General features: G+C 63.1%; 21 protein-coding genes, 4 pseudogenes and 1 riboswitch. Of the genes and pseudogenes, 16 read left to right on the top strand and 9 right to left on the bottom strand.

The features are described 5' to 3' along the window. Nucleotides 1–12: 12 nt before the first annotated feature. Nucleotides 13–235, top strand: a riboswitch (cobalamin riboswitch). Nucleotides 236–333: 98 nt separating this feature from the next. The 7 genes from ACK3BK_RS11625 (at nt 334) to ACK3BK_RS11595 (ending at nt 6,828) form a co-directional block, all read left to right on the top strand. Further along, nucleotides 334–519: a CbtB domain-containing protein gene (locus ACK3BK_RS11625; protein ID WP_063545029.1), complete on the top strand. Its 186-nt coding sequence runs from the start codon at nt 334–336 to the stop codon at nt 517–519. A gap of 10 nt (nt 520–529) precedes the next feature. Continuing rightward, on the top strand, nt 530–1,219 hold the full coding sequence (locus tag ACK3BK_RS11620; protein ID WP_411384343.1) for a CbtA family protein: 690 nt from the start codon (nt 530–532) through the stop codon (nt 1,217–1,219). Then, nucleotides 1,219–1,611: a cobalamin biosynthesis protein gene (locus ACK3BK_RS11615; RefSeq protein ID WP_411384342.1), complete on the top strand. Its 393-nt coding sequence runs from the start codon at nt 1,219–1,221 to the stop codon at nt 1,609–1,611. Before ACK3BK_RS11620 ends, ACK3BK_RS11615 begins: the two co-directional genes overlap by 1 nt. Before the next feature lie 31 nt (nt 1,612–1,642). Then, nucleotides 1,643–2,395 carry a precorrin-4 C(11)-methyltransferase gene (gene cobM, locus ACK3BK_RS11610; protein ID WP_288376728.1) on the top strand — a complete coding sequence of 251 codons (753 nt, stop codon included), beginning with the start codon at nt 1,643–1,645 and terminating at the stop codon, nt 2,393–2,395. Between the two features lie 63 nt (nt 2,396–2,458). Next, nucleotides 2,459–2,710 carry a DUF1272 domain-containing protein gene (locus tag ACK3BK_RS11605; protein ID WP_186665038.1) on the top strand — a complete coding sequence of 84 codons (252 nt, stop codon included), beginning with the start codon at nt 2,459–2,461 and terminating at the stop codon, nt 2,708–2,710. Nucleotides 2,711–2,929: 219 nt separating this feature from the next. After that, nucleotides 2,930–3,544: a response regulator transcription factor gene (locus ACK3BK_RS11600; protein ID WP_186665040.1), complete on the top strand. Its 615-nt coding sequence runs from the start codon at nt 2,930–2,932 to the stop codon at nt 3,542–3,544. An 11-nt stretch (nt 3,545–3,555) separates the two neighbouring features. Continuing rightward, nucleotides 3,556–6,828: a transporter substrate-binding domain-containing protein gene (locus tag ACK3BK_RS11595; RefSeq protein WP_411384341.1), complete on the top strand. Its 3,273-nt coding sequence runs from the start codon at nt 3,556–3,558 to the stop codon at nt 6,826–6,828. Here the strand turns inward: ACK3BK_RS11595 and ACK3BK_RS11590 are convergent. From ACK3BK_RS11590 to ACK3BK_RS11580, 3 genes and pseudogenes are all read right to left on the bottom strand, one after another. Beyond that, nucleotides 6,803–7,237, bottom strand: a pseudogene (locus ACK3BK_RS11590) (methyl-accepting chemotaxis protein); the annotation flags it as partial. The gene ACK3BK_RS11595 and the pseudogene ACK3BK_RS11590 overlap by 26 nt on opposite strands. Nucleotides 7,238–7,387: 150 nt before the next feature. Continuing rightward, nucleotides 7,388–8,017: pseudogene (locus ACK3BK_RS11585) on the bottom strand (PAS domain-containing protein); the annotation flags it as partial. Nucleotides 8,018–8,249: 232 nt separating this feature from the next. After that, on the bottom strand, nt 8,250–9,269 hold the full coding sequence (locus tag ACK3BK_RS11580; RefSeq protein WP_411384340.1) for a LacI family DNA-binding transcriptional regulator: 1,020 nt from the start codon (nt 9,267–9,269) through the stop codon (nt 8,250–8,252). Nucleotides 9,270–9,464: 195 nt separating this feature from the next. On the opposite strand from ACK3BK_RS11580, the gene ACK3BK_RS11575 reads away from it, so the two are divergent. The 3 genes from ACK3BK_RS11575 (at nt 9,465) to ACK3BK_RS11565 (ending at nt 11,853) form a co-directional block, all read left to right on the top strand. After that, nucleotides 9,465–10,004: a gluconokinase gene (locus ACK3BK_RS11575; protein ID WP_411384339.1), complete on the top strand. Its 540-nt coding sequence runs from the start codon at nt 9,465–9,467 to the stop codon at nt 10,002–10,004. 111 nt (nt 10,005–10,115) lie between these two features. Next, nucleotides 10,116–11,468, top strand: coding sequence for a GntP family permease (locus tag ACK3BK_RS11570; RefSeq protein ID WP_186665050.1), 1,353 nt, complete (start codon nt 10,116–10,118; stop codon nt 11,466–11,468). An 85-nt stretch (nt 11,469–11,553) separates the two neighbouring features. After that, nucleotides 11,554–11,853 (top strand): hypothetical protein, encoded by a 300-nt coding sequence (locus ACK3BK_RS11565; RefSeq protein ID WP_112898371.1) that lies wholly within the window; start codon nt 11,554–11,556, stop codon nt 11,851–11,853. A gap of 3 nt (nt 11,854–11,856) precedes the next feature. Here the strand turns inward: ACK3BK_RS11565 and ACK3BK_RS11560 are convergent. The 3 genes and pseudogenes from ACK3BK_RS11560 to ACK3BK_RS11550 form a co-directional block, all read right to left on the bottom strand. After that, nucleotides 11,857–12,546: pseudogene (locus tag ACK3BK_RS11560) on the bottom strand (sigma 54-interacting transcriptional regulator); the annotation flags it as partial. Between the two features lies 1 nt (nt 12,547). Further along, nucleotides 12,548–12,919, bottom strand: a pseudogene (locus tag ACK3BK_RS11555) (two-component sensor histidine kinase); the annotation flags it as partial. A 37-nt stretch (nt 12,920–12,956) separates the two neighbouring features. Then, complete coding sequence (locus tag ACK3BK_RS11550; protein ID WP_411384338.1) at nt 12,957–13,883, bottom strand: LysR substrate-binding domain-containing protein; 927 nt, start codon at nt 13,881–13,883, stop codon at nt 12,957–12,959. A gap of 111 nt (nt 13,884–13,994) precedes the next feature. On the opposite strand from ACK3BK_RS11550, the gene ACK3BK_RS11545 reads away from it, so the two are divergent. The 3 genes from ACK3BK_RS11545 (at nt 13,995) to ACK3BK_RS11535 (ending at nt 16,997) form a co-directional block, all read left to right on the top strand. Next, nucleotides 13,995–14,390, top strand: a complete 396-nt coding sequence (locus ACK3BK_RS11545; protein ID WP_411384337.1) for a RidA family protein — start codon at nt 13,995–13,997, stop codon at nt 14,388–14,390. Between the two features lie 233 nt (nt 14,391–14,623). Continuing rightward, complete coding sequence (gene nspC / locus ACK3BK_RS11540) at nt 14,624–15,721, top strand: carboxynorspermidine decarboxylase (protein ID WP_186665060.1); 1,098 nt, start codon at nt 14,624–14,626, stop codon at nt 15,719–15,721. A 31-nt stretch (nt 15,722–15,752) separates the two neighbouring features. Beyond that, a complete protein-coding gene (locus ACK3BK_RS11535) occupies nt 15,753–16,997 on the top strand; it encodes a saccharopine dehydrogenase family protein (RefSeq protein WP_028691662.1) in 1,245 nt (414 codons plus the stop codon). Nucleotides 16,998–17,137: 140 nt separating this feature from the next. Here the strand turns inward: ACK3BK_RS11535 and ACK3BK_RS11530 are convergent, their stop codons facing one another. Together ACK3BK_RS11530 and mqo are read right to left on the bottom strand one after the other, a co-directional pair. Then, nucleotides 17,138–17,536: a RidA family protein gene (locus ACK3BK_RS11530; protein WP_411384336.1), complete on the bottom strand. Its 399-nt coding sequence runs from the start codon at nt 17,534–17,536 to the stop codon at nt 17,138–17,140. A gap of 115 nt (nt 17,537–17,651) precedes the next feature. Continuing rightward, entirely contained in the window at nt 17,652–19,226 is a 1,575-nt protein-coding gene (gene mqo / locus ACK3BK_RS11525; RefSeq protein ID WP_411384335.1) for a malate dehydrogenase (quinone), read from the bottom strand. A 253-nt stretch (nt 19,227–19,479) separates the two neighbouring features. On the opposite strand from mqo, the gene ACK3BK_RS11520 reads away from it, so the two are divergent. The 3 genes from ACK3BK_RS11520 to ACK3BK_RS11510 are packed head-to-tail and all read left to right on the top strand — an operon-like array spanning nt 19,480 to nt 21,797. Next, entirely contained in the window at nt 19,480–20,700 is a 1,221-nt protein-coding gene (locus ACK3BK_RS11520; protein WP_186665064.1) for a putative DNA modification/repair radical SAM protein, read from the top strand. Continuing rightward, a complete protein-coding gene (locus tag ACK3BK_RS11515) occupies nt 20,691–21,524 on the top strand; it encodes a TIGR03915 family putative DNA repair protein (protein WP_288376748.1) in 834 nt (277 codons plus the stop codon). Before ACK3BK_RS11520 ends, ACK3BK_RS11515 begins: the two co-directional genes overlap by 10 nt. Before the next feature lie 54 nt (nt 21,525–21,578). Beyond that, nucleotides 21,579–21,797 (top strand): DUF2970 domain-containing protein, encoded by a 219-nt coding sequence (locus ACK3BK_RS11510; protein WP_186665067.1) that lies wholly within the window; start codon nt 21,579–21,581, stop codon nt 21,795–21,797. Nucleotides 21,798–22,091: 294 nt separating this feature from the next. Here the strand turns inward: ACK3BK_RS11510 and ACK3BK_RS11505 are convergent, their stop codons facing one another. Then, on the bottom strand, nt 22,092–23,171 hold the full coding sequence (locus ACK3BK_RS11505) for an ABC transporter substrate-binding protein (RefSeq protein WP_186709651.1): 1,080 nt from the start codon (nt 23,169–23,171) through the stop codon (nt 22,092–22,094). Nucleotides 23,172–23,378: the final 207 nt, after the last annotated feature.

Below are 23,378 nucleotides of genomic sequence, written 5' to 3'. Positions count from 1 at the left end.
ATGGCCGTGATCTCCTAATACATTACGTAGGGTGCCCCTTGCAGGGGTGAAACGGGAAACCGGTGCGTCAATGGCTCTTCATGGGCCTGACAAGTCCGGTGCTGCCCCCGCAACGGTAAGCGAGCGAGCGTCTGATCCACTGTGCCTGCAGTTCGGCATGGGAAGGTGACGCTCTCCCCAGGAGCCAGGCTCCTGCTCGTCAGCCCGGAGACCGGCCCGACGTCTTGTGATCACACCCCGCGGTGGGCGGGCGCTGTTGCATGTCCCTGGGCGGTTCTCGCCTGGGGTTGCCGCGCTTCCTGTCGCCCATGAAAAAAAGCAGAGGAATGCGTCATGTCCGTCACCAGCGCCAAACACAGCATCGCAACCCCCGTCAGCCTCAGCCAGCGCCTCGTCGTTGCGGTCGGCGCCAGCCTGCTGGGCCTGTGCCTGGTGTACTTCGCCGGGTTCTCCCATCTCGAGGCGGTTCACAACGCTGCCCACGATACCCGCCACAGCGCCGCCTTCCCTTGCCACTGAGTGCCCGACAATGATCAAGCGTATCGCTCGAACTGCAGGCTTCAGTGGCCTGCTCGCCGCACTTTTGCTGACGCTGTTGCAGAGTTTCTGGGTCGCGCCCTTGATCCTGCAGGCCGAAACCTATGAAAGCGCGGCCCCCACCGAGCAGCATGAGCACACCGCTGAAAGCGCCGGAGGCCATGAGCACGACGCAGAAGCCTGGTCGCCGGAAGACGGCTGGCAGCGTGTGCTGTCGACCACCGGCGGTAATCTGGTGGTGGCAGTCGGTTTCGCGCTGATTCTCGCCGCACTCTACAGCCTGCGCGAACCTGGTCGGGTCAGTACTGGCGCGTTGTGGGGCCTGGGCGGCTTCGCCGTGTTCTGCCTGGCACCGACCCTGGGCCTTCCGCCTGAACTGCCTGGCACCGCCGCTGCCGATCTGGGCCAACGCCAGACCTGGTGGATCGGCACCGCCGCCGCCACTGCGGTGGGCCTGGCGTTGCTGGTCTTCGCGCGCCACTGGCTGCTGAAGGTGCTCGGCGCAGCGCTGCTGGTCGTGCCACACCTGATCGGCGCCCCTCAGCCACTGGTGCATGAAAGCCTGGCACCCGAAGCGCTGGAAGCACAGTTCAAGGTTGCCTCCTGGCTGACCAACGCAGCTTTCTGGGTTGCATTGGGCCTGCTGAGCGCCTGGCTCTACCGTCGCTCCGCGCAGGCCTGATGGCCGCGCTATATGTCGGTTTCGGCTGCCGCAGGGGTTGCCCGGCGGCGGTTCTGGAAACCCTGCTGCACCGTACGCTGGCCGACAACGGCCTGCCGCTGGCCGCCTTGCGCGGTATCGCCAGCATCGATCTCAAGGCCCAGGAGCCCGGCCTTCGGCAACTGGCCGAGCAACTCGGCCTGCCCCTGACGCTGTACAGCGCCCAGCAACTGCACCCTTTCCTGCCCCTCCTCAGCCACCGCTCCGAAATGGCCTTCAACGCCACAGGCTGTTGGGGAGTGGCAGAGAGCGCAGCGCTGGCACTGGCTGACGAGGGTCAGCGCTCGCCGATCCTGACAGTCACTCGACAGGTGCTCGGTGACGCTACCCTTGCCCTGGCCAGCAACGGATAATCGCTTTTCATTTCATGCTCAAGGACTTGCCATGACGGTCTATTTCATCGGTGCCGGCCCCGGCGACCCGGAGCTGATCACGGTCAAGGGCCAACGCCTGATCCGCCAATGCCCGGTGATCATCTACGCCGGCTCACTGGTACCGCCCGCGGTACTTGAAGGCCACACGGCCAGTACCGTGATCAACAGCGCCGAACTGCATCTCGAGCAGATCATCGCCGCCATTCGCGACGCCCATGAAAAGGGGCTGGATGTCGCCCGGGTACACAGCGGCGACCCCAGCCTGTATGGCGCCATCGGCGAGCAGATTCGCCACCTGCGCGAACAGGGCATCGACTACCAGATCATTCCTGGCGTTACCGCCACGGCCGCCAGCGCCGCCCTGCTCGGCTGTGAACTGACGCTGCCAGACATCGCCCAGACGGTCATCCTGACCCGCTACGGCGACCGCTCACCGATGCCGGCAGGCGAGCAACTGGCGGACCTGGCGCGCCACCGCAGTACCTTGGCCATCCACCTGGGGGTACGCCATCTACCGCGCATCGTCGACGAGCTGCTGCCGCACTACGGGGCAGATTGCCCGGTGGCAGTGATCCACCGCGCAACCTGGCCCGACCAGGACTGGGTCAGGGGCCGCCTCGCCGATATCGTCGACGCTGTTGCCGACAAAGGCTTCCGACGCACTGCGCTGATTCTCGTCGGCCACGTGCTAGGCGACGCGCCATTTGCCGACTCGGCCTTGTACCGCGCCGGCCACGCCCACCTGTATCGCCCCGGCGACTGAGGATTGCCAGCCAGCCTCCAGCGACCGACACTGGCGCATCACTGTCCGTACCGGAGTTGCGCCATGCTCGAGCTACGCCCCAATTGCGAATGTTGCGATACCGATTTGCCCCCCGATACCCTTGACGCGTTGATCTGCTCGTTCGAATGCACCTTCTGTCGCCGCTGCGCCGAGCACCATCTGCAGGGACAGTGCCCGAATTGCGCAGGACAATTGCGGCAACGCCCGACGCGGGTCGGCACTGCGCTGATCAACAATCCCGCCTCCACGCAACGCGTGAACAAACCTCACCCAGCTTGTCTGCGCTCTACCTGAGCATCCTCACCCCATACCGGCCCGCGAGCAGCGTCGCCGCCCCACGTGCCGCTTTTTTGTAAGACTTTTCACCAACCAGTGGCGGCTTTTTCAACGCGCCTATACTCGCCATTATCAAAGCTTTCTGATGGACGTATCGTGCCTGCAGCCAGATTGGCCCTACAGACCCATTCCTGGATAACGTCAGGAACGAACATTACTTCGTACAGGAGTTTTCCCATGACCACCGTACTGATGGTCGATGATCACCCCACAGTTCGCCTTGCCGTGCGCATCCTGCTCGAACGCGAACGCTTTGATGTCGTTGGCGAGTCGGGTAATGGCATCGAAGCCGTACAGATGGCACGCCAGCTTGCCCCAAAAGTGGTGATTCTCGATATTGGGCTACCAGGCCTGGATGGCATGGAGGTGATCAAGCGTTTGCAATTGCTCGATCCTGCGCCAAAAATCATGGTACTCACTGGGCAGTCCTCCGACCTCTATGTTCGTCGCTGCCTGGATGCCGGGATCGCGGCTTTCGTCAACAAGGACGAAGACCTCGATGCCCTGTTGTTTGCGCTCAAGGCACTGGTCAAAGGTTATTCGACGTTTCCGCAGATGTCGGTGAACAGCAACACCCTGGCATCGGAAACGGTACGGCTCAACAGCCTGTCGAACCGGGAAATGGAAGTCCTGCGCAGGCTCGCGCGGGGAGAAAACAACAAGTACATAGGGACAGCCATGAACCTCAGCGCCAAGACCATCAGTACTTACCGCGGCCGAATCGGCGAAAAACTCAAGACCGAGTCGCTGGTCGAAATGGTCGACCTGGCCAAACGCAACCACGTGAATTGAGCCTCGCGCTCATGAAGCACACCCTTGGCGGCCTGCTACTGGCAGCGGCCGTCCTGCTGGTATCGGGCGCCGCAGCTGGCGAAAACGAACCACGACAGTTGTTGGCCCGCTCGATCAGCGCCAGTGCCGCGCTGCCGCTGAGCGACAGCGACCGCCAATGGCTGCGCGAGCGCAAGGTGCTGATCCTGGGCAGCTCGCGCCCTGACTATCCGCCCTTCGAAATCAATGTCAGCCCGCACGACTACGAGGGATTGAGCGCGGATTATGCAGGCCTGATCGGCGAGCAATTGGGCATTCCGGTCGAAGTACGCCGTTTCGCCAGCCGCACGGCGGCCATCGAAGCCCTGCACAAGGGGGAGATCGACCTGCTTGGCAGCTCCAACGGTTTCGAAGCGGCCGATGCTCAGTTGTCCCTGAGCCAAGCTTATGCCGACGACCTTCCGGTAATCGTCACGCGTCAGGACCGTCCCCAACTACACAGTGAGGATCTGACCGGCCTGCGCCTGGCGATGGTCGACCACTACCTGCCGACGACGACTGTCCAAGCCCTGTACCCCGAGGCGCATCTGACCCTCTACAGCTCGACCCAGGCAGGCCTCAGCGCCGTGGCGCTGGGCGATGCCGATGCTTACATCGGCGATGCCATCAGCTCGGACTTCGCCATTGGACGGGCTTATCAAGGCCTGGTGCGCATCGACCATTTCGTCCAGACGCCTGCAGGTGCCTTCGCTTTCGCACTGGGCCAACACAACGTCAGGCTGCTGAATCTGGTCGACCAGGCGTTGCAAAGGATCACCGACAGCGAGCGCCTGAACATCCTGCGGCGCTGGTCCAGCGGCAACACCAGCCTGCTCCTTGAACGGCGCCCTTCCACGCTCACCGGTGAAGAACAGCGCTGGTTGGCCAGCGCTCCGAGGATACGGGTGCTGATCAATCCCAGCCTTGCACCGCTGACTTTCAACGACTCCCAGCAGCAACCCAGCGGCGTCACGCTGGACGTTCTCAAACAGATCACGTTGCGCACCGGCCTGCGTTTCGACATCGTCGAACGCGACTCCGTAGCTGCCATGGTCGATGAGGTGGCACGGGGCGATGCACAGATGATCGGAGCTCTGGACTACAGCACGCCACGTGCATCGCGCCTACGTTTCACCCGCCCCTACCTGGTCAGCCCGAACGTGCAGGTCGTGCGCCGCGGCAGCACTTCGTCTACCCCTCTTCAAGGGCAGCGCATCGCGCTCGTACGTGATGGTTCCCAGCATGTCGCGCTGCGCCAGCGTTATCCAGAGGCTCGGGTGGTCGAGGCCAGCAACGTGTTGGCAATGATGGAGTCGGTTGCCAAAGGCAATGCCGATATCGCACTAAGCAGCAACATCAGCGCATCCTACTACCTGACCCATGTGTTCAAGGACAAGTTGCGCATCGCCGGCTTGCAGGACGACAGTCATACAGCCATGGCCTTTGCGGTAGCGCCTGACCTGCCACAACTGCAGTCGATCATGGACAAGGCACTGCTGAGTATCCCGCCGGAAGAACTGGACCAATTGGTCAACCGTTGGCGCACCAGCACCGTCGTCAGCGATAGCCTATGGGGCAACTACCGCTCGCTGGTATTGCAGGTACTGGTGCTTTCGACGCTGCTGCTGGCCGGTGTGGTGTTCTGGAACGGCTATCTACGCAAGCTGATCCACCAACGCAGCGAAGCACAACGAGCGCTGCAAGCGCAGCTCACACTCAGCCGCAGCCTGCTCGAACAACTGCGCGTGGCCAAAGAGGATGCTGAGCGTGCCAGCCAGGCCAAGAGCAGCTTCCTGGCAATCATGAGCCATGAGATTCGCACCCCCATGAACGCGGTGATCGGGCTGCTGGAGCTGGCACTCGAAGACAACCGTAAAGGCCGCAGCGACCCACAGGGTTTGCAGACTGCACACGATGCCGCGCTCGGACTGCTCGACCTGATCGGCGACATTCTCGACATCTCGCGCATCGAGTCCGGACACATGGTCTTGCAGCCGGTAGCCACCGACCTGGTCGAGTTGGTCCGTTCGACCCTGCGCGCGTTCGAAGCCAATGCCAGGCTCAAGGGGCTGATATTGCAAACCAGGCTCCCGGAGACGCCGGTCTGGGCCGCGGTCGATCCGGTAAGACTGCGCCAGGTGGTGTCCAACCTGCTCAGCAATGCGATCAAGTTCACCGAGCAAGGCCAGGTCGAAGTCAGTCTGAGCGCGCAGCCGCAAACCAAAGGTGTCCTGCAGGTGGAACTGCAGGTGCAGGACAGCGGCATCGGCATCAGCGAAGCCGATCAGGCCAGGCTGTTTCAGGCCTTCGCCCAACTCGACGGCCAGCGCGCGCGCCATGGTGCCGGGCTGGGGCTGATCATCAGCCGTACGCTGTGCCAGCTCATGGGCGGCGTCCTGCAACTGCAGAGCCTGCAGGGTATCGGCACCCGAGTCGATATAAGCCTGTCGCTGCCGAGCGCCGAGCCTCTGGTCGCGCAGACCACGCCTGAACCTGGCGACACCAACCTGGCCGGTCCTTTGCGGGTTCTGGTCGTAGATGACTACCCCGCCAACCTCATGCTCCTCGAAAAGCAACTCTGCACCCTCGGGCACAAAGTGCGTCTGGCTGAAAATGGCGAGATGGCCCTGGCGCTCTGGCAGGCAGAAACGTTCGACCTGGTGATCACCGACTGCAGCATGCCCGTCATGGATGGCCACGAACTGACCCGGCGCATCCGCGCACTGGAACGCGAGCGCGGCGCGCAACCCTGCCAAATCCTCGGCGTCACGGCCAACGCCCAGGCCGAAGCCAAGGCACAGTGCCTGGCCGATGGCATGGACGAATGCCTGTTCAAACCGATCGACCTGCGCACCCTCAAAGCCCATTTGCCCCAGCCGTCGACCACCGAGGCACCGCTCACCGAAGACACACCACCTGCCAGTGGTTTCGACATCGCTCAGCTGCGCCATCTCACCCAGGACGACGTGGACCTGACCCGGCGTCTGCTCGAACAACTCGCCCAGAGTACCGCGCAAGATCTGCAGGCCCTGCGAGAACTGGGGCCAGACCGCACATCGGAACAGGTGAAAACGCTGGTGCACCGGATCAAAGGGGGTGCGCGCATGCTCAAGGTCAGGGGGGTGGTTCGCGATTGCGAAACACTGGAACAAGCACTGGCCGATGAAGCGCCCAGCGATGCATTGCTCGAGCGCCTGGAGGCAAACCTCCAGGGCCTGGAGCATCAGCTACGCGAGGGACTCAATGCAATTGCAGCGTCGAACTGATCTGACTGATTGCATCGACCACATGACGTGAGCCTTGCTGGATCTCCATGATCACGGTGCCGGCCTCGTTGGCCAGCTCCACGCCCAACCCCGTGCGCGACAGGCTCGACTGCATGCTGGCCACCGCCGTCAGTGACAGATCGTGGTTCTGTCGCACCACCTCGACGATCTCCAGCGTCGCTTTGCTGGTGCGCGCCGCCAGGCTGCGCACCTCGTCAGCCACAACCGCGAAACCACGCCCGTGCTCACCGGCCCGGGCGGCCTCGATGGCGGCATTGAGTGCCAGCAGGTTGGTCTGGTCGGCAATCCCGCGAATGGTCAGGACGATCTTCCCAATCAGCTCCGACTGTTTGCTTACGGCATCGATGCTGCGTGCCGCATCGTTGAGCTCCTCGGAAATCTGCTCGATCACCTGCACCGTCTGCTGCACCACCTGGGTCCCCTTGCGCGCGCAGGCGTCGGTCTGCACGGAGCTTGCGTGAGCCGCATCGGCAGCGCTCTGCTGGGTGCTGACCTGGTTGGTGATGTCGCTGGCGAACTTGACCACCTTGTACAGGCGGCCCTTGCCATCGAAGATCGGGTTGTAGGAGGCCTCCAGGTACACCGTCTGGCCTTGCTTGTTGACCCGTTCGAAGCGGTGGGAGTGATATTCGCCCCGGTTGAGCGATGCCCAGAACTCCCGGTACTGGGCTGATTCGCGCTCTTGGGGCAGGCAGAACAATCCATGATGACGCCCCGTGACTTCCTCCAGGCGATAGCCCATGGTGTCGAGGAAATTCTGGTTGGCCGTGATCACCCGCCCTTCGGGAGTGAATTCGATCACCGCCATCGAGCGACCGATGGCCTTGAGCAGGCTTTCGCTCTCGTGCTCTTCGTTGACCCTGCGGGTGATGTCGGCCGCGACCTTGATCACGCTGGTAACCTGCTGTTGATCATCGAGCACCGGCATGTAGCTCGCCTCCAGCCACACCTCGCGCCCCGCCTTGTCGATACGCTCGAACGTACCGCTGATCGCCTTGCCCTGCCCCAACTCATGCCATAGCTGCTGGTACTCGGCGCTCTTGGCATAGGTCTGGTCGCAGAACAGACGGTGGTGCTTGCCGCGGATCTCTTCGGCGCTGTAGCCCATCGTTGCGCAGAAGTTGTCGTTGGCGTCGAGGATACTGCCATCCGGGGCGAACTCGATCATCGCCATGGAGCGACTGATCGCGGCTAATTTGGCTTCCATGCCCGCCAGTGCCTGGCGGCACCGCTGAATCTCGATCAGATCGGACTTGCGATGGTACTCGAACATGCGCCGGGCCTCCTTGTATGCGCAGGGGTTTCCTGAGCATAGATGGGCCCCGCTGCCGTGCAAGCGATCTGATATCACCTTGTGATTAGACGGTTTCGCAGAGGGCTTCGACCGCCCCCACACCCGGTCAGGTACTTTCCCGCACTACCAGTTCGAAGCCCATGTCCTGCTGCTGCTGCGCGACCCGCTTGCCATCGAGCAGGCTCAACAGCGCCTGCGCGGCACTGCGCCCCACGGCGGCCCTTGGCGTACGGATCGACGTCAGGCGCGGCACCATGTGCGCCGAGGCCGGCAGATCATTGAAGCCGACCATCGCCACCTGCCGCGGCACCTCGACACCTTGGCGCAGCGCCTGGAGCACTGCGCCCTGAGCCAGGTCGTCGTTGCAGAAGAACAGGCCATCGACGTCCGGTGCCTTGGCCAGCAAACGACTGAACAGCTCGCCCCCAAGGCCGATCGATGAGGGTTGTGGGTCCAGCATCTCCAGCTCCGGTGCCTGCAAGCCCGCTTCCAGCAGCGCCTGGCGAAACCCCTCGGCGCGCTGCATCACCCGTGGGTCGAGCTGCGCAGCGATGAAGCCCAGGCGCCTGCGCCCGCGTTCGATGAGGTGGCGAGCCGCGGCGCGCCCAGCCTGCTGCTGGGAGAACCCCACCGACAACGCGCCCGGCTCCCCGCCAAGCTCCATCATGTGCACACAGGGCACACCGCTGGCGGCGAGCATCTGTCGCGAAGCGTCGCTGCGCTCGAACCCGGTCAGCAGGATGCCGCAGGGCTGATAGGCGAGGTAGTTGCGGATCAGGTTCTCTTCCTCGGCGCTGTCGTAGTGATAGTTGCCGATCAGCACTTCCAGCCCGCGTGGACGCATCACCTCGTGAATCGCCTCCAGGGTATCGATGAACAGTTGGTTGGACAGGGACGGAATCAGTACCACCACCGACTGGCTGCGCGCCGACGCCAGGGCCCGGGCGGCCGGATTGGCCACGTAGCCCAGGCTCGCGGCGGCGGCAATGACCTTTTCCACCAGCTCCGGTGCAACCGTGCTGACGCCGCGCAGCGCGCGCGAAGCGGTAATGGGAGAAACCCCTGAAAGTCTGGCGACTTCGGCCAGAGTGGGACGACCTGTGGTGCGGGAGCCGGTGCGGGTCATGAATGTTGTAATTTTACTACTTGCAAGAAGTGGGAACGGTCACTAAGGTAGCGCTGTCTCAGGACGCAGGCAACGTAATAATTGCCGCAGCGTCCATACTGCGTATCACAAGATCAATAACACCCGGGAGGGTGGCGCCTGCACCACTGCTCGTCGAGCGTGAGACAGCGCTGTCTTACCCCGCAGGAGGTATCGATGAACCTTTCCCCTCGCGCCATCGTGGTCATGGGCGTGGCAGGCTGCGGCAAAAGCTGCGTCGGCCAGGCCATTGCTACGCGTAGCGGCGGACGCCTGATCGAGGGCGACGCCTTCCACCCTGCCGAAAACATCGAGAAGATGAGCGCCGGCATCCCCCTCGACGACAACGACCGTGCCGGTTGGCTGGTACGCCTGGGCGAAGAGCTGCAGGCCATTCTCCTGGCTGGCGAACGCCCGATTCTCACCTGCTCGGCGCTCAAGCGCCGCTACCGCGACACCCTGCGCCAGGCCGTGCCAGGCCTGGGCTTCGTCTTTCTCGAATTGAGCCCTGAGGAGGCCGAGAAACGGGTGCTCGCCCGCCCCGGCCATTTCATGCCCGCCAGCCTGATCGCCAGTCAGTTTGCGACCCTTGAAGCACCGTTTGGCGAACCGCTCACGCTGGCGCTGGACGCCACGCGCCCGATCGGGGCACTCGCCGAATCCGTGCATGACTGGCTAAAGCCCTGCGGTGACCGGCCTCTGGCGCGAACTGCCTGACCCGGCGGTTTCCCGGCTCACCAAAGACAGCGCTGTCTCGACGCCTGCGAGCGTCAAAAGTTCACTCAAGCTCCGCCATTACAACAACGACAAGACCGAGGCATAGACCCCATGTTCGGACTGGCTACTGATACCTACCTGCTGCTCGACGCGCTGGTTACCATCGTCGGGCTCATCCTGCTGATCACCCATTTCAAGGTTCATCCCTTCGTCGCCCTGACCCTCGCCGCAGGCTTCCTTGGCCTGACCTCCGGCATGCCGGTGGCCAAGGTCATGAAGTCGTTCCAGGACGGCTTCGGCGGCGTGCTTGGCTTTGTCGGCATCGTCCTCGCGCTGGGGACCATGCTCGGCAAGCTGATGGCCGACTCCGGCGGCGCCGACCAGATCGCACAAACGCTGATCCGAGCCTTCGGCAAGCAAAAAGTGCATTGGGCGATGATGTTCGCCGCGTTTCTGGTGGGCATCCCACTGTTCTTCGAGATCGGCTTCGTGCTGTTGATCCCGCTGGTATTCATCGTCGCCCGCCGCTCCGGGGTGTCGCTGGTGAAGATCGGCATCCCGCTGCTGGCAGGGCTCTCGGTGGTGCATGGCCTGGTGCCGCCGCACCCAGGGCCATTGCTGGCGATCGGCATCTTCCATGCCGACATCGGCAAGACCATCTTCTACGGCCTGCTGGTGGCGCTGCCCACGGCAGTCATCGCCGGGCCGCTGTTCGGTAATTTCATCTCCCGCTATATCCCCGGCAACCCGTCCCAGGAGCTGATGGACCAGATCGCCCGCGAGTCCGACCAGAGAAACCTGCCAAGCTTCACCATCACCTTGGTCACCGTGCTGTTGCCGGTGGCGCTCATGCTGCTCAAGACCTTCGCCGATGTGGTGCTGCCCACCGACCATATCGTGCGCCAGTGGATGGACCTGATCGGCCACCCCATCAGCGCGTTGCTCGCCGCCTTGCTGCTGGCGTTTTACACCTTCGGCTCGGCCCGCGGCTTCAGCCGCCAGCAGATCATGAAGATGCTCGACCAGAGCCTGGCGCCCACCGCGGCAATCGTGCTGATCGTCGGTGCAGGTGGCGGCTTCAAGCAGATGCTGGTGGACACCGGCGTCGGCAACGTGATCGGGCAGATGGCCGTGCAAGCCGAGATTTCACCGATCATGCTGGCCTGGCTGGTGGCGGCGGTGATCCGTATCGCCACAGGTTCGGCCACCGTGGCGACCATCACCGGCGCCGGTATCGTCGCGCCGGTGATCGAGCTGGTGCCGGGAGTCAACCGTGAGTTGCTGGTACTGGCCACCGGCGCTGGTTCGCTGATTCTGTCCCACGTCAACGATGCCGGGTTCTGGCTGGTCAAGCAGTACTTCAACATGACCGTGGCCGAGACCTTCAAGACTTGGAGCATGATGGAGACCATCCTGTCCGTGGTCGGCATCATCTTCATCATGCTGTTGTCGATGGTGGTGTGACCGTCGGTCGGGGTAATGGCACCTTGCTGAGCAGGACGGGGCCCAAGAGGAAGATGCCCCTGTCCTGCGCAAAGGAGTTTGCCCCATGAAGCGATCCCTGACCCGTACCTGCCTGCTCGCCGCCCTGCTCTGTTCACCACTGGCCATGGCGGTTGGCACCGGCACCACCTACCCGGACGATCCGCACAACCCTGCACCGCAACCTGGTGTAGACAGCACCCTCAATCCGGTCGAGAAACCCATGCCGCGCGATACCGATCCGCGCATTCAGGGCAACGACCCGGAAAGCCCGCCAGCACGGCAGAACGACAACCGCGATCTGCCCGGCATGGATGGCAGCGGCTCGGAAGGTAATGGTAGCCAGGGCGGCAGCGGCAAGCCCTGACGCCTACCACTGCCGCTTGTCAGGCCTGCTCAACCCCAGCTTCTCGATCTTGTAGCGCAGCATGTCGCGCGACAGCCCGAGCAAACGCGCCGACTTGGTGACGTTCCAGTCGGTGCGGTCCAGGGTGCGGCAAACCATGTCTCGCTCCATGTCCGGCAAGCTACCGCCGATCTCGGGCTCGGGACGCTGGGGTTCGTAGACAGGTTGTGCGGCCGGTACGACGGGCTCGTCGACCAGGGTCAGGCACAGGTTCAACTGATGCGCGCCAATCAGCTCTGTTGGTGCCAGCAACACGGTCTGCTCCAGCATGTTGCGTAGTTCGCGCACGTTCCCTGGCCAGCTATAACCCAACATCAGGGCTTCGGCTTCGGCTGAGAAGCGCAGGTTCGGCTTGCCATAACGCCGACCGTGGTGCGCCAGGAAGTGCCGGGCCAGAATCAGGATGTCCTGCCCCCGGGCATAAAGACGCGGCACCTTCAACGCAATGATCCGCAGGCGAAAGAACAGGTCGCGGCGAAACTTGCCCTGCTGGACCATCTGCTCCAGGTTGCAGTTGGTCGCGCTGATCACCCGCAGATCGACCTTGCGCTCCTTGACCGCACCGATGCGGCGAATGCTGCGATTCTCCAGCAGCTTGAGCAGCTTGGCCTGCAGCACCAGGTCCATCTCGCCGATTTCGTCGAGAAACAACGTTGTTGGCCAGGAGCATGTCCGGCAGATGGGCGATATGGTCGAGAAACTCCCCGCGCGCCTTGCGCCGGGCCTCGGGATCGACCTCGGGCATGGCCTCGTCCAGGCGCGGATCGAGCAGCTCGCCCATGGTACGTACGTTGGGGATGGCCACATGGCGCACTTCGGCATCGGCAATCGCGGTGATGAATTGCGCGGTCAGCAGCGCATCGCGCTCGACACTCTCGTCGATGACGAAACGGCTGGAAATCAGCCCCAGCCCCATTGCCACCGAGAAAATGATGGCCAGGCTGACCTAGGCATACCAGCGCAGCAGGTCGAACGGCTTGTGCGCCCGCTCGGTGCTGGCAAGGTCATGGCTGTCGGAACGGGGCAAGGTCCATGGCGACTCCGCGATGGGGTACCTTTGAAGGTTATAGCCCAGAGTTGGGGAGACGGCCCTGATCAGCGCCCATCACCTCCACCACCCAGTCGATGAACACCCGCAACCGCGCGCCCACATGCCGATTCGGCGGATAAGCGACATACAACGGCATCGACTCCAACTGCCAATCTTCGAGCACCCGCACCAGCGCGCCACTGGCCAGTGGCGCACGGGCCATGTAGTCCGGCAGCCACAACACCCCAAGCCCCGCTACCCCGGCTGCCAGGTAGGCGTTGCCGTCGTCCACCGCCAAGACCTGGGTGCCCCTGACCTGCAGCCGCTCGGTTCCGCGAACGAGGGCATAGGGCAGCGGTCTGCCGGTGCGCGCCCAGAGAAAACCCACCGTGCGGTGGTCAGAATCCTCCAGTTCGGAAGGGTGGGCGGGTGTGCCCAGGCGTTCGAGGTAAGCCGGCGCCGCATACACCCCCAACTGCAGGTCGGCAACCTTGCGCGCCATCAACGATTGGTCAAGCAACTCGCCACCACGTACCACGCAATCGACGTGCTCGCCAATGATGTCGACGATGCGATCGCTGACGCCCATGTCGATCTGGATGTCCGGGTAGCGGGCATGGAAGTCCGGCAGCGCCGGCACCAACACCAGGCTTGCCAGCGGGCTCGGTACATCGACCCGCAGCTTGCCACGCGGCAAACCGGCAGCGCCGCTGAGGCTGCTCTCGGCATCCTCGAGCTCGGCCAACAGGCGCAACACCCGCTGATAGAACTGCTCGCCATCGCGGGTCACGCTCACTTTGCGTGTGGTGCGGTTGAGCAGGCGCACGCGCAAGCGCGTTTCCAACTGCTGCACCAGCTGGGTCACACTGGTGCGACTCATGTGCAGCGTCTCGGCAGCTTTGGTGAAGCTGCCCGCCTCCACCACCCGGGCAAAGGCACGCATTGCATCGAACCGGTCCATCTGCGCCTCGATTGTTTGGAATCAACAAACAATGATAACCAGACTGGCGCGTTTATCGAACAGGTCTGGGCCCGTACAGTCGCCTCATCACCTCACTGATGGACAAACACCATGAAGCAACGCGACGTTGTATTCCCCGCTGGCCGCCATGCCCTGTACGACATCAACCACTACTCCCCGGCCGTGCGCAGCAACGGCTTGCTGTTCGTCTCCGGGCAGGTTGGCAGCCGTGACGACGGCTCACCCGAGCCGGGCCTTGAGAACCAGGTGCGCCGGGCCTTCGCCAACCTGAATGCGATCCTCGCCGCCGCCGGTTGCAGCTTCGATGACGTGCAGGACGTCACCCTGTTCATCGTCGACCCACAAGACAAGTTCCAGGCCATCTGGGATTTGGTGCGGGCGGAATTCTGGGGGCCGGCGCCGTACCCGACCGTGACGGCGATCGGAGTGACCTGGCTGTATGGGTTCGATTTCGAGATCAAGGTGGTTGCGCGGTTGCCGCACTGATGTAGCGAGGCAGATGGCCCTATCGCCGGGCAGTCCTGGTACAGCGCCGTACCTGTATGGGCCATCCGCCCCACCACAACGATTAAGACAGTCACATTCCCCTGCTCTACTCCCCTCACACGCCACGCAGCCTGCGAGCTCGGACGAAATGCGCCTCGCGCTCTTTCGATATGCGGCAAGTGAAGGCACAATGCGTGTCCTTTTTTTGGCCGGCCTGGCCGGGGGCCTTTGAAATGATCAAGACGCCGTACTACCTCATCGACAAAACCAAGCTGCTGGGCAACCTGGAGAAGATCGCCTACGTGCGCGAACAATCCGGCGCCAAGGCCCTGCTCGCCCTCAAGTGCTTCGCCACCTGGTCGGTATTCGACCTGATGGAGCAGTACATGGACGGCACCACCTCCTCCTCGCTGTACGAGCTCAAGCTCGGCCGCCAGAAGTTCGCCGGCGAAACCCACGCCTACAGCGTGGCCTGGGCCGACGACGAGGTCGAGGAAATGCTGGAGAACTGCGACAAGATCATCTTCAACTCCATCGGCCAGCTTGAGCGTTTCGCCGAGCAGTCCAAAGACAAGACCCGCGGCCTGCGCGTCAACCCGCAGGTGAGCAGCTCCGACTACCTGTTGGCCGATCCGGCGCGTCCGTTCAGCCGGCTGGGCGAATGGGACCCTGAGAAGATCGAAGCGGTGATCGAGCAGATCTCCGGCTTCATGTTCCACAACAACTGCGAGAACGGCGACTTCAGCCTGTTCGACAAGATGCTCTCGCACATCGAGGAGCGCTTCGGCCACCTGCTGCACAAGGTCCAGTGGGTCAGCCTCGGCGGCGGCATCCACTTCACCGGCGAAGGCTATGCACTCGACGCTTTCTGCGCACGCCTGAAAGAGTTCTCGCAGAAGTACGGCGTGCAGGTCTACCTGGAGCCCGGTGAAGCGGCGATCACCAACAGCGCCTCGCTGGAAGTCACCGTGCTCGACACCCTCTACAACGGCAAGCACCTGGCCGTGGTCGACAGCTCCATCGAAGCGCACATGCTCGACCTGCTGATCTACCGCCTCAACGCCAAGATGGCCCCCAACGACGGTGAGCACACCTACATGGTCTGCGGCAAGTCGTGCCTGGCCGGCGACATCTTCGGCGAGTACCAATTCGATCGTCCGCTGGCCATCGGCGATCGCCTGTCGTTCATCGACGCGGCGGGTTACACCATGGTCAAGAAGAACTGGTTCAACGGTCTGAAGATGCCGGCCATCGTCGTCAAGCAGCTCGACGGCAGCGTCGAGGTCAAGCGCGAGTTCGGTTTCGAAGACTACGTTTCCAGCCTGTCGTAAGACCGGCTTTCAGTAAGGAGCAAGGGATAAATTGAAGAAGAACGTTCTTATCATTGGTGCAGGAGGTGTCGCCAAGGTGGTGGCCCACAAGTGCGCACAGCATAACGACGAACTCGGTCGTATTGCGATTGCGTCACGGAACATCTCCAAATGCCAGGCCATCATCGACAGCGTCAAGGCCAAGGGTAGCCTCAAGGTGCCCGCCGACATCCAGGCCTTCTCGCTCAACGCCCTCGATGTCGAGGCGACCAAGGCACTGATCCGCGAAACCGAATCGCAGATCGTGATCAATGTCGGTTCCGCCTTCCTCAACATGTCGGTGCTGCGTGCCTGCATCGATACCGGTGTCGCCTATCTGGATACCGCGATTCACGAAGAACCGGGCAAGATCTGCGAAACCCCGCCCTGGTATGGCAACTACGAGTGGAAGCATCTCGAGGAGTGCCAGCAGAAGAACATTACCGCCATTCTCGGTGTCGGCTTCGACCCGGGTGTGGTCAACAGCTACGCGAAGCTCGCGCAGCAGCAGTATTTCGACCGCATTGATTCGATCGACATTCTCGACGTCAATGCCGGTTCCCACGGCAAGTACTTCGCCACCAACTTCGACCCGGAAATCAACTTCCGCGAGTTCACCGGACAAGTCTGGAGCTGGCAGAACAGCCAGTGGACCAGCAACACCATGTTCGAGGTCAAGCGCACCGACGACCTGCCGGTGGTGGGTTCGCAGAACCTCTACCTGACCGGTCACGACGAGGTGCACTCGATCTCGAAGAACCTGAACGTACCCAATGTGCGCTTCTGGATGAGCTTCGGCGAACACTACATCAACGTGTTCACTGTGCTGAAGAACCTCGGCCTGCTCTCCGAGCAACCGGTCAAGACCGCCGAAGGCCTTGAAGTGGTGCCGCTGAAAGTGGTCAAGGCCGTACTGCCCGATCCAGCTTCCCTGGCACCGGGCTACACCGGCAAGACCTGCATTGGCGATCTGGTCAAGGGCACCAAGGACGGCCAGCCGCGCGAAGTGTTCATCTACAACGTCGCCGACCACGAAGAGGCCTACGCCGAGACCGACAGCCAGGGCATCTCCTACACCGCTGGCGTGCCGCCAGTGGCCGCAGCCCTGCTGGTCGCCCGTGGCGAGTGGGATGCCGGGCGCATGGTCAACGTCGAGGAACTGCCCGCCGAGCCGTTCCTCAAGGCGCTGGACGTGATGGGCCTGCCAACCCGCGTCAAGGATGAAAAAGGCGATCGTCCATGGGACGCTGAAGCCTAAGCAGTAACCGAAACGGCCTCATCGCGGGGCAAGCCCGCTCCCACAGCTACAGCTCCGGTTCTGAGAACCGCGCCGAAACCTGTAGGAGCGGGCTTGTCCCGCGATGAGGCCGGTACAAGCGCTACATCTCCCCTCCTGCATCACCCCTGGCGCACCACCGCCACGCACTTGATCTCCACCAGCAGCCCGTCATGGGCCAGGTCGCTGACACCGATACAGGTCCAGGGGCAGGTTCCCCGTGGGAACAGCTCGTCCTTCACCGCACGAAACACTGCCATGTGCTCGCGCAAGCCGACATGATAGGTGGTCAGTTCCACCACATCCGCGAAATCGCACCCGGCAGCCGCCAGCACTTCCCTCAGATTTTCCCACGCCGCATGAAACTGCTGCCGCGGGTCGGCGATGACCTGCAGATCAGCCGTACGCCCCACCTGGCCGGCCAGATACAACGTGTTACCGACCTTCAAGGCCGGCAGATAACCGGCGCGCTCGGCAAGTTTTTGCTGGGAGGCGGGAATGATCGGAGTGCGGTCGCTCATCGAGGATGTCCAGTGCTCGAGATTGGACGCATCTTAGCAAGCGAACAGCAAAGCGGCCTGGGGCATGGCGGCACGCCTCTGGCGGCCCTGCACCAGGGCCGCCAGCCCGCCGGGCTCAGCCCGCTGGCGAAGTCAAAGGCTGCAGTTGCAGCACTTCATTGGTGTAGTCCCACTCCTGCTGCACCTTGTCTGGATGCTCGTTCAACTTGAGCCCGTAGCTGGGGATGATCTGGTGCAGCTTCTCCTGCCACGGTGCCGATGCGACCTTGTCCTTGAACACCTTGCGCAGCAGGTCGAGCATGATCGGCGGCGCGGTCGAGGCGCCCGGCGAAGCCCCTAGCAGCCCGGCAATGCTGCCGTCGGCAGAGGTCACGACCTCGGTGCCAAGCTTGAGCACCCCGCCCTGCTCAGGGTCTTTCTTGATGATCTGTACGCGCTGCCCAGCCTGCCACAGGCGCCAGTCCTCTTTCTTCGCATGGGGGAAGTAGGTCTGCAGCGCAGCGAAGCGGTCGTCGTCCGACTGCATGACCTGGCCGATCAGGTACTGCACCAGGTCGAACTCGCGGACCCCGACACGCACCATCGGCCAACTGTTGTGCAGGGTCATGCTGCCGAACAGGTCGAGCAGCGAGCCCTCCTTGAGAAACTTGGTCGAGAAGGTTGCAAACGGCCCGAACAGGATCACCCGCTTGCCATCGAGCACCCGGGTATCCAGATGCGGCACCGACATCGGCGGCGCCCCCGTCGAGGCGATGCCGTAGGCCTTGGCCATGTGGCGATCGGCAATGGCGGCGTTTTCGGTCACCAGGAACGATCCCCCAACCGGGAAGCCTGCGTACTCCTTCGCCTCGGGGATGCCCGACTTCTGCAACAGCGGCAGCGCCGCGCCACCGGCGCCGATGAACAGAAACTTGGCATCGGTGGCCGACGTGCTGCCATCCTTGAGGTTCTTGTACTCCACATGCCAAGAGCCGTCGTCATTGCGGGTGATGTCCTGCACTTCGCTGGAAAGCTTGAGGTCGAAGTTGGGGCGGGTCTGCAGGTACGCCACGTACTGGCGGGTGATCTCGCCGAAATTGACGTCGGTGCCGATCGGCGTCCAGGTCACTGCAAGCTTCTGGTTCGGATCGCGCCCCTCCATCATCAACGGCACCCACTTGGCGATCTGCGCGTTGTCTTCCGAATACTGCATGGGCTTGAACAGCGGGCTGGCCTGCAGTGCCTCATAGCGCTTGCGCAGGAAGCGAATATTGTCATCGCCCCAGACAAAGCTCATGTGCGGGGTGGCGTTGATGAACGAGCGTGGATTCTTCAGCACGCCCTGCTTGACCTGCCAGGCGAGAAACTGCCGGGTGACCTGGAACGACTCGTTGATCTCCACCGCCTTGCTGATGTCGATCTTGCCGTCCTTTTCAGGGGTGTAGTTCAGCTCGGCCAGCGCCGAATGCCCGGTACCGGCGTTGTTCCAACCGTTGGAGCTTTCCTCGGCGACCTTGTCCAGCCGCTCGATCATCTCCATCGACCATCCGGGCTCGAGCTCGTTGAGCCAGACAGCAAGCGTGGAGCTCATGATCCCACCGCCCACCAGCAATACGTCAACCCGCTTGCCCTCGGCAGCCTGTACACCCGTCAGGGCAAAGGCCAGGGCCAGGCCCGCCAGGGCCGGTTTGAATGCGATTCCTCTGTTCATGCTCCCTCCGTCGAGGCACCGCTGGCCCCGATCCTGTCCGTGAATGTGCCTTGCCCCTGGTCCGCGCACCCGTGCCTTTGGTGTCCAAAAGCTCAGGCAAGCTTAGCTGAGTGATTCACTCAGGTTAGCCGCACGCGCATTCAGGTTCTGGAGGCGGATCCGCTGGCAGGCCGTCAGGCGACTTCAAGAAGCCTCTTGCAAGTCGACCGCTCTGCAAATACTGTATGAAAAACCAGTATCACGAGACATCCCCATGCAACTCATCGCCAAGCTCGGCATCCTCGCCGACGCCGCCAAATACGATGCTTCCTGCGCCAGCAGCGGCGCGCCCAAGCGCAGCTCGCGGGGGCGTGACGGGCTTGGCGCCACCGATGGCATGGGCATCTGCCACAGTTACACCCCCGATGGGCGCTGCGTATCGCTGCTCAAGGTGTTGCTCACCAACTTCTGCCTGTACGACTGCCAGTACTGCGTCAATCGCCGCTCCAGCAACGTGCCTCGCGCACGCTTCAGCCCCGAGGAAGTGGTACGCCTGACCCTCGACTTCTACCGGCGCAACTGCATCAGCGGGCTGTTCCTGAGTTCGGGCATCATCCGCTCGGCCGACTACACCATGGAGCAGTTGAATCGAGTGGCGCGGCTGTTGCGTGAAGAGCATGGCTTTCGTGGCTACATCCACCTCAAGACCATCCCCGATGCCGATCCACTGCTGATCGAGGAAGCCGGGCGCCTGGCCGACCGCCTGAGCGTCAACGTCGAACTGCCCACCGAGGCCAGCCTCAAGCGCCTGGCCCCGGAGAAACAGGCGCACACCATCCGCCAGGCCATGGGCGTGATTCACCAGGGCCAGCAGGCCGTGGCCAACGAACCCAGGGCGCCACGCTTCACCCCGGCCGGGCAGAGCACCCAGGTGATCGTCGGCGCCGACGCCACCGACGACCGCACCCTGCTGCGCAACGCCGAATCGCTGTACCAGGGCTATGGCCTCAAGCGTGTGTACTACTCCGCCTTCAGCCCCATCCCGGACAGCCCCAACAGCGTGCCGCTGGCCGCCCCGCCGCTGTTGCGCGAACATCGCCTGTACCAGGCCGACTTCCTGATGCGCGGCTACGGCTACAAGGCTGGCGAGCTGCTCGGCCAGGCCGGCAACCTGGCGCTGGACATCGACCCCAAGCTGGCCTGGGCCCTGGCAAACCGCGAGGTCTTTCCGCTGGACCTGAATCGCGCCGAACCCGCCCTGCTCGCCCGCATCCCCGGTATCGGCCTGCGCAGCGTGCAGCGCCTGGTGACACTGCGCCGCGAGCGGCGCATTCGCTACGACGACCTGATCCAGTTGCGTTGCGTGCTGGAAAAAGCCCGTCCGTTCATCGTCACCAGTGATTACCGCCCGGCCCAGGCCGAACTGCGCAGCGGCCTGTTGCGCCAACGCCTGCGCGAGCCGCAGGCGCCGGTGCAGATGGGGCTTTGGGCATGATCGCGCTGGATTGCGACGACCTGTTCGACACCTGGCGCAAGCAAGCGCGGGTACTGCTCGGCCATGGCATCGACCCGGCCGACGTGACCTGGAGCCAGGGCCCGATGGACGACCTGCTCGCCATTGCCACGCCGTTGCCAGAAGGGCCCGGCCCATTCCGCCCGCGAGTACCGGCGGCCTTGCTCGCACAACTCGAGCAGGCGGCGCGCTATCGCGGCGCGCAACGCTGGAACCTGCTGTACGAAGTGCTCTGGCGCGTCGCCCATGGGGATCGCACGGCAATGCTTGCCGGTGATCGCCTGGGCAGCGAGTTGCAGCGGCGTATCAAGCAGGTCTCCCGCGAGGCGCATCACCTGCACGCCTTCGTGCGCTTCGTGCCGCTGCCGGAAGCGGTCGCCGAACGCCTGCAACTGGACCTGGTGGCCTACCACGAACCCGCCCATGACATCCTTGAAAGCGCCAGTAGCCATTTTGCCGATCGCCTCGGGCGCCAACGCTGGCTGATCGCAACGCCCACCGATGGCATTCGTTTCGACGGCAGCAAGCTCGACTACCGTCGGCAATGTCCAGGTGAGTGGATCGACTGGGCACGCCATGCCGAAGATCCCGGCGCCGAACTGTGGCGTACCTACTACCGCTCCACCTTCAATCCGGCGCGGTTGAATCCTGATGCCCTGCGCCTGCACATGCCGGGGCGGTTCTGGCGCCACTTGCCCGAAGGCATGCTCATTCCCCAGCTCGAAAGCCTGGCGCGCCAGGGCAAACAACGTGACGGCCAGGCACTGGAGGTGGGCTTGCAGCGAGGCAAGCGGGTCGGGCGCTGAGCGCCGTTCTTGCCTACACTTTCGCTGATTGCCTCAGATTTTCCAGGAGCGACCATGGACGATTCCAGCCAAGGCAAGCCGCCAACCTTCTGGCAGATGCTGCACAGCATCCTCGCCGCCGCCTTCGGTGTGCAGAGCGGCAAGAACCGCGCACGCGACTTCACCCACGGCAAGGCCAGCCACTTCATCGTGATGGGGGTGATGTTCACCCTGTTGTTCATCCTGGTGCTGGTGGGGCTGGTGCAATTGGCGATGCACCTGACGGGGCGCTGATTGCCCTTGAAACGCGATACCACCGCCCAAACGCATCCGCCCGCGGAATTCCCTCCCGCGGGCGGCTCAGTTGCGGTTCACGGTCTGAAATTTGCGTTACTGATGGCTGACCCAATACACAGCGGTCACGACAACCAGCACGATCAGGCACAGGATCGCCCAGGCGTCGACACTGCTGTCAGGCTTGCGGAGCTTGGTCGGGTTTCCCATTGCATTACCTCTTGTAGTGGTTATGGGAATGCACGTCACATCAGCAGTTAAGCCCAGCAATGCCCTTTGCTCAAGCAGGGTTTTTCAATAATCGACGGGTGACGTCAGGAACGGGTAGCGATAATCGGTGTCTCGTCCCTCGGCGCTGTAGCGCTGAAAGTCGACGCCATAGCCTTTACGGGCGCTCAGTTCGAGCCAGCGCCTGGCCTTCACCGCATCGATGGCCTGCAGCACCGGCAGGCGGTACAGGTGTTGCCCGTCACGGTTCAGCGCCAGGCCCCGGGCATCGTCATGCAGCATCACCATGGCCCAACCCCCCAGGCTGAAGTGCCCGCCCATGAGCACGCTCAGTCGCCCATCCACGCGAGCCTGCAAGGCCTCGGGCGAACTGTTGACCGCACTGAACAGCACATCGCGCCCCGGCACCCGGCCAACCGCCTCGAATGCCTGCATCGCACCGAACGCCATCTCGTCGTTCGCCGACCACACCAGGCGCACGCGTGGATAGCGCTGCAGCAGCAGTTGGGCCTGTTCGAAGGCCCGTTGGCGACTCCAGCCGCCATACACCACCTGGCGCAAGCGTACCTGCGCAAGCTCGGCCAACGCCCGCCGCATGCCCTGCTCGCGCAGTTGCGAAGCCGGCGTGGTGCTGATGCCGGAGAACGCCAGCAGCTCGATCGGTTCGCCAGTCCTGGGCAAACTGGCGACCAGATCGTGCAGCATCTGGTAACCCGCCTGTTCGTCATTGCCGACCAGCGACGCGAGCAGCGCGGCATACTTGCCCGGCTGCGCCTGAATCTCCTCGGCCTGCCCCTCGGTCAGGGCGTTGTTGACCAACAGCAGCTTGACCCCGCTGCCCTGGGACAGCCGCATGATCTCCGGCGCGACGTACTGCTCGTTGACCAACACCAAATAGTCTGGCTTGTGCGCCCCCCGCAGGACGGCCCGCGCCTGCTCGAGTTGCCGCTCGGCCTGACGCTCGCCGTATTCCACCCGCAGGTCCATCCCCAGATCGTCGGCGGCGGCCTGCATGAAGTGCGAATAACTGACCCAGAACGTCTCATCGGACAAGCCCGGGTTGAGAAACACCACCGAAGCCGCCTGGGCGCTCGCCACCAATGGCAGACCCAGGCACAGACTGCGGCACAGCGCCCTGATGAACATGCGCAACATCCCTGCAATGCAAAGGGGCTCAGTATAACGGCGCCGGGCCAGCCACCCGACAAATAGCAGCCAGTCTCACTTAGTCCAATTGGTTCTTTTCATATGCAAAAACATCACTTTAGCGCATAAATACAACCTGTTATCGTTCCCCCGCTCCGACCCGGAGTGCGCGGCCGTGCGCGCGATTAGCTGCATGCAGCCTGAGAC

Source organism: Pseudomonas sp. L7, assembly GCF_046605565.1.
GTDB lineage: Bacteria > Pseudomonadota > Gammaproteobacteria > Pseudomonadales > Pseudomonadaceae > Aquipseudomonas > Aquipseudomonas wayambapalatensis.
Note: the sequence above shows the minus strand (reverse complement) of the source record. Positions and strands in the feature narration are given on the sequence as shown.